A 5,763-nucleotide genomic window follows, 5' to 3' on the forward strand; every position below is an offset into this window, starting at 1 on the left:
GGCTCCCGCCGGGCCCTCGGCGACCACGGCGGCCAGCGGGCCGTCGGCGATGCGTCTGACCAGCTCCTCGTGGTCGATGCGCCCGGCCGCGGCCACCACGACGTCACCCGCACGGAGGACCCTGCGGTGGAACGATCGCAGCGTCTGCGAGTCCAGGGCCACCACCGACTCCTCGGTCCCGATGATCGGGCGGGCCAGCGGGTCATCACCCAACACGGCTCCGGTGGCGAGTTCGCAGGCGAGGTCCTCCGGGTCGTCGGCCCGGCCCGCGAGCTCGTCGAGCACCACGTCCCGCTCGATCTCCACGTCCTCCGGGTCACACGACCCGCGTGCCACCACGTCCACCAGTACGTCCACGGCCGTCGCCAGGCCCTCCGCCGGGACGTGGACGTGGTAGCAGGTGTGCTCCCGGCCCGTGTAGGCGTTGAGGTCACCCCCGAGGAGATCGATGCGCTCGGACAGTTCGAGTCCCGAGGCCGTGGCGGTCCGCTTGAACAGGACGTGCTCGAGGAAGTGCGCGGCACCGTGTTCCTCGGGGGCCTCGTCGGCGGAACCCGCCGCGATCCACACCCCGACCGCCGCGGTGTGGCACCACGGCAGGTTCTCGGTGACCACCCGGAGCCCGGGGATCGATCTGTCCACCCTGATCGTCGGATCCACGGCGACCCTCCCTTCCAGCGATACGAGGCACGCACCCCGCGCTCCGGGGTGCGTGCCTCGTGAGGTGCCGGGGTGCGCGTTCCCGCCCCGGCGGTGTATCAGTTGTCGTCGCCCTCGGCGTCGGCAGGCGATGCCGCCGCGGCGGACTCGTCGCCGACGGGCACGAGGCTGATCTTGCCGCGGTTGTCGATGTCCGCGATCTCGACCTGCATCTTGTCGCCCACGTTCACGACGTCCTCGACCTTGCCGACCCGCTTGCCCTGGCCCAGCTTGGAGATGTGCACCAGGCCGTCGCGGCCGGGCAGCAGCGAGAGGAAGGCGCCGAACGGGGCGGTCTTGACGACCGTGCCGAGGAACCGCTCGCCGACCTTGGGCAGCTGCGGGTTGGCGATGGCGTTGATCTTGTCGATCGCGGCCTGCGCGGACTCGCCGTCCGTGGCCCCGATGTACACGGTGCCGTCGTCCTCGATCGAGACGGACGCGCCGGTCTCCTCGGTGATCGAGTTGATCATCTTGCCCTTGGGCCCGATGACCTCACCGATCTTGTCGACCGGGACCTTGATCGCGATGATGCGGGGCGCGAACGGGCTGAGCTCGTCCGGCTCGTCGATCGCCTCGGCCATCACGTCGAGGATGGTCAGCCGGGCCTCGCGGGCCTGGGTGAGCGCGCCGGCCAGGACCTCGGACGGGATGCCGTCGAGCTTGGTGTCGAGCTGCAGCGCGGTGACGAACATGCCCGTGCCGGCGACCTTGAAGTCCATGTCGCCGAACGCGTCCTCGGCACCGAGGATGTCGGTGAGGGCCACGTAGCGGGTCTCACCGTCGACCTCGTCGGAGACCAGGCCCATCGCGATACCCGCGACGGGGGCCTTGAGCGGCACACCGGCGTTGAGCAGCGACAGGGTGGAGGCGCAGACGGACCCCATCGAGGTGGAGCCGTTGGAGCTGAGCGCCTCGGAGACCTGCCGGATCGCGTACGGGAACTCCTCGACGCTCGGCAGGACCGGCATGAGCGCACGCTCGGCGAGCGCCCCGTGGCCGATCTCACGACGCTTGGGCGACCCCACGCGACCGGTCTCGCCGGTGGAGTACGGCGGGAAGTTGTAGTGGTGCATGTAGCGCTTGCTGGTCTCCGGACCGAGCGAGTCGATCTGCTGGGCCATCTTGACCATGTCGAGCGTGGTGACCCCGAGGATCTGGGTCTCACCCCGCTCGAACAGGGCGGAACCGTGGGCCCGTGGGATGACCTCGACCTCGGCGGACAACGCGCGGATGTCCCTGATGCCGCGGCCGTCGATGCGGAAGTGGTCCGTGAGAATCCGCTTCCGGACGATCTTCTTGGTGAGCGACTTGAACGCGGCACCGAGCTCCCCGACCCGACCGGAGAACCGCTCCGAGAGCGAGTCGAGCACCTCGGCCTTGAGCTGGTCGGTCGCCCCGTCGCGCTCCTGCTTGTCCGCGATCGACATGATCTCACCGAGCTTGGCCTCGGCCACCTCGGAGACCGCGGTGAACGCGTCCTCCTGGTAGGGCGGGAAGAGCGGGAACTCCCGGGCCTCGGACGGGGCCGCGGTGGCCAGTGCCTGCTGCGCGGCGCACAGCTCGGAGATGAACGGCTTGGCCGCCTCGAGACCCTGCGCCACGACGTCCTCGGTGGGAGCCTGCGCGCCACCCGCGATCTTCTCGATGACGGTGTCGGTGGCCTCGGCCTCGACCATCATGATGGCGACGTCGGCGGTATCACCGGAGCCCACGACGCGACCGGCCACGACCATGTCGAAGACCGCCTCGGAGAGCTGCTCGACGGTGGGGAAGGCGACCCACTGCCCCTCGGGGCGGGCGGCGGTGGGGATGAGCGCGATCCGCACGCCTCCGACCGGACCCGAGAACGGGAGGCCGGACAGCTGCGTGGAGGCGGACGCGGCGTTGATCGCCACGACGTCGTAGAGGTCCTTGGGGTCCAGGCTCATGATGGTCACCACGACCTGGACCTCGTTGCGGACCCCGTCCGCGAAGGTGGGGCGCAGCGGACGGTCGATGAGGCGACACGTGAGGATGGCGTCGGTACTCGGCCGACCCTCGCGGCGGAAGAACGAGCCCGGGATGCGACCCGCGGCGTACATCCGCTCCTCGACGTCCACCGTCAGGGGGAAGAAGTCGAAGTGCTCCTTGGGGTGCTTGCCCGCCGTGGTGGCGGACAGCATCATGGTGTCGTCGTCGAGGTACGCGACGACGGCCCCGGCGGCCTGCTTGGCAAGGCGTCCGGTCTCGAATCGCACCTCGCGGCGACCGAAGTCGCCGTTGTCGATGGTCGCGACGGTCTCGAAGACACCGTCTTCGACCTCGACGGCCGTGATCTCTGGCATGTGTAGTCCTGTCCTGTCGGTGACTGGGGGCCTCACGGCGGAGACGTCTCCGCCGGGCCCGCCGGGTCACACGTCAGGGAATCCCGGTTCGACTTCGGTCTTCGATCGAAGCGGCCGGAACCGGCGCCCCGTCCCGGGGCACCCGCGGTTCCGGCAGCCACTACCGAGGACCGTCAATCGGACCTGTCGACACCCGGTACGTGCGCACCGGCCGTGATCAGGCTACCAGGGACAACACCCCGGGTCACCGGGGGACGCGCGGACACCGCCCCCGTACAGCACTGTTCCCCGCCCTCTTCGAGGACGGGGAACAGCGGGCGTGCGGGCGGGGTCCGCTCAGCGACGCAGGCCGAGGCGCTCGATCAGCGAGCGGTAGCGCGCGATGTCGACCTTGGCGATGTACTTGAGGAGACGACGACGACGGCCGACCATCAGGAGCAGACCGCGACGGGAGTGGTGGTCGTGCTGGTGGCTCTTGAGGTGCTCGGTCAGCTGGCTGATCCGCTTGGTGAGCAGCGCGACCTGGGCCTCGGGCGAACCGGTGTCGGTCTCGTGGATCCCGTACTCGGCCAGTACGGCCTTCTTCTCTTCGGTGGTCATCGCCATGGGTGTCTCCTGGTTGTTCCAGTCCGCGAAAATGAATGACCCCGCCGCCGCGGACCGCAGGAGGGCCGACAGGAGACGTTACCAGTGGAGGGCACCGGCGCCCCAATCGATGATCAGCGGCGGTCGGCGCCGGCGTCGAGAACGGCCCTGGTCCTGGCGACGTCCCGGTCCATGGCCACGAGGAGCTCGTCGACCGAGGAGAACTTCTCCATGTCACGGACGTGGTCGACGAAGTCGACGGCCGCCACCCGCCCGTAGAGGTCCGCCGACTCGTCCAGGACGAACGCCTCGACGCTGCGCGCCGCGTCCCCGAACGTCGGATTGGTCCCCACGGAGATCGCGGCCGGGTAGCGCCGACCGGGCTGGATCGACCCGTCTACCTCGTGATCGTCGAGGAGGGTGAACCACCCCGCGTAGACGCCGTCGACGGGCACTGCCGTGTACTCCGGCAGATCCAGGTTGGCCGTCGGGTACCCGAGGTCGCGTCCACCACGCCCGGCTCCGTGCACGACGATCCCGGACACGCGATGGGGACGGCCGAGGATCGCGGCCGCGCCGGCGACGTCGGACTCCGCGAGCAGACGCCGGATCCGGGAGGAGGACACCGGCTCCCCCCCGGATTCCAGCAGATCCATCACCCGGACGTCGATGCCCCGCTCAGCGCCCAGCTCGCGCAGCGTCTCCGGGGTACCCGCCGCGCGTCGGCCGAACGAGAAGTTGCTGCCCACGGTGACGGAGCGGCTCCGCAACCCCCGCACCAGCACGCGGTCGATGAACTCGTCGGGTTCCCACGAGGCCATGTCGGTGTCGAAGGGCAGGGCGAAGACGGCATGGACCCCGAGGTCGCCGGCCAGTTCGGCGCGTCGCTCCAGGGGGGTGAGCACGAGCGGATGCGTACCGGGTCTGATCACCTCGACGGGGTGCGGGTCGAACGTCACCAGCACCGGGCTCGCCCCCGACTCGCGTCCGGTACCCACCGCGTGCTCCACCAGACCCCGGTGACCTCGATGGAGTCCGTCGAACACCCCGAGTGCGACGGAGGTCCCGCCGTCGGGGATCACGATCTCGTCGAACGTCCGCCACAGCTGCACGGCGACCACCTTACGCCCGGGTCTCACAGGCCCGCCGGGCGCATGACCACGACCGGAGCCGCGCGCTGCCCGGACTCGGAGACCAGGGCGGCGACCCGTCCGTCCGGTCCCACGGCGGCGACCACCCCGGCGTTGCCGCGGGCCGCCAGCCACCGTCCGTGTCGCAACCCCTCGGCCTCGTCCGCGTCGACGTCCCGGCGGGGGAAGGCGGTCAGCGCGGCGGCGTCGAGGTCCAGGGACAACCGTGGATCCTCCTCGAGTTCCCCGAGTGTCCGGGCGACGTCCAGTCCGAACGGGCCGACGCACGTGCGCCGCAGCGCGGTGAGATGACCCCCCACGCCGAGCGCGGCACCGAGGTCGCGCGCCAGCGCCCGGATGTAGGTGCCGGTCGAACAGTCGACGACGACGACGAGGTCCACCACCTCCCCGGAGCGCGTGCGCTCGAGGACCTCGAATCGCGACACGGTCACCGTCCGCGCGTCGAGCCGGACGTCCTCCCCGGCCCGCACCCGGTCGTAGGCGCGTCGACCGTCCACCTTGATCGCGCTCACCGAGGACGGGACCTGGTCGATCTCCCCGGTCAGCGCGGCGACCCCGGCGTCGATCGCCGCGTCGGTCACGGCGGAGGCGTCGACCCGCGCGGTGGTCTCGCCCTCCGCGTCGTCGGTGGTGGTGGTCTCGCCGAGCCGGATGGTGGCCTCATAGGTCTTGGTCTCCAGCGCGAGCAGGCCCAGGAGCTTGGTGGCCCTCTCGATCCCCACCACCAGGACGCCGGTCGCCATCGGGTCGAGGGTGCCGGCGTGCCCCACCTTGCGGGTGCCGAAGTACCGGCGCAGTCTCCCGACGACGTCGTGGCTGGTCATGCCGCCCGGTTTGTCCACGACGACGAGTCCCGGGGCGGGGGCGGGGCGGGGGTCGGGTCTGCGCGGGGTCACGCCGGACACGCTATCCCCCACCGCCCGGACGCAGCACGATCGCCGAGGCGACGTAGCCGTCCCGCACCGCCCACCGACCGTGGAGCTCCACCAGGTCGGGCCCGC

The 5,763-nt window shown here is 70.8% G+C and carries 5 protein-coding genes; all 5 read right to left on the reverse strand.

Features of this window, described 5'->3' with window-relative positions; genetic code table 11:
• A partial coding sequence (locus G6021_RS10800) for an insulinase family protein (protein ID WP_182641269.1) occupies positions 1 to 660 on the reverse strand: 660 nt, incomplete at its 3' end.
• A 98-nt stretch (positions 661 to 758) separates the two neighbouring features.
• A complete protein-coding gene (locus G6021_RS10805) occupies positions 759 to 3,026 on the reverse strand; it encodes a polyribonucleotide nucleotidyltransferase (protein ID WP_182609303.1) in 2,268 nt (755 codons plus the stop codon).
• Between the two features lie 336 nt (positions 3,027 to 3,362).
• On the reverse strand, positions 3,363 to 3,632 hold the full coding sequence (rpsO, locus tag G6021_RS10810; protein WP_107747462.1) for a 30S ribosomal protein S15: 270 nt from the start codon (positions 3,630 to 3,632) through the stop codon (positions 3,363 to 3,365).
• A 113-nt stretch (positions 3,633 to 3,745) separates the two neighbouring features.
• Positions 3,746 to 4,723, reverse strand: a complete 978-nt coding sequence (locus G6021_RS10815; protein ID WP_179525429.1) for a bifunctional riboflavin kinase/FAD synthetase — start codon at positions 4,721 to 4,723, stop codon at positions 3,746 to 3,748.
• Between the two features lie 23 nt (positions 4,724 to 4,746).
• Positions 4,747 to 5,658, reverse strand: coding sequence for a tRNA pseudouridine(55) synthase TruB (gene truB / locus G6021_RS10820; RefSeq protein WP_182641270.1), 912 nt, complete (start codon positions 5,656 to 5,658; stop codon positions 4,747 to 4,749).
• Between the last annotated feature and the right edge of the window lie 105 nt (positions 5,659 to 5,763).

The sequence above is a fragment of the Dietzia sp. CW19 genome (assembly GCF_014145265.1).
Classification (GTDB): Bacteria; Actinomycetota; Actinomycetes; order Mycobacteriales; family Mycobacteriaceae; genus Dietzia; species Dietzia natronolimnaea.

Bases quoted from the DNA above. Each gene is read 5' to 3' on its own strand.
- G6021_RS10805 (WP_182609303.1), bottom strand. From the start codon at position 3,026: ATGCCAGAGATCACGGCCGTCGAGGTCGAAGACGGTGTCTTCGAGACC.
- rpsO (WP_107747462.1), bottom strand. From the start codon at position 3,632: ATGGCGATGACCACCGAAGAGAAGAAGGCCGTACTGGCCGAGTACGGG.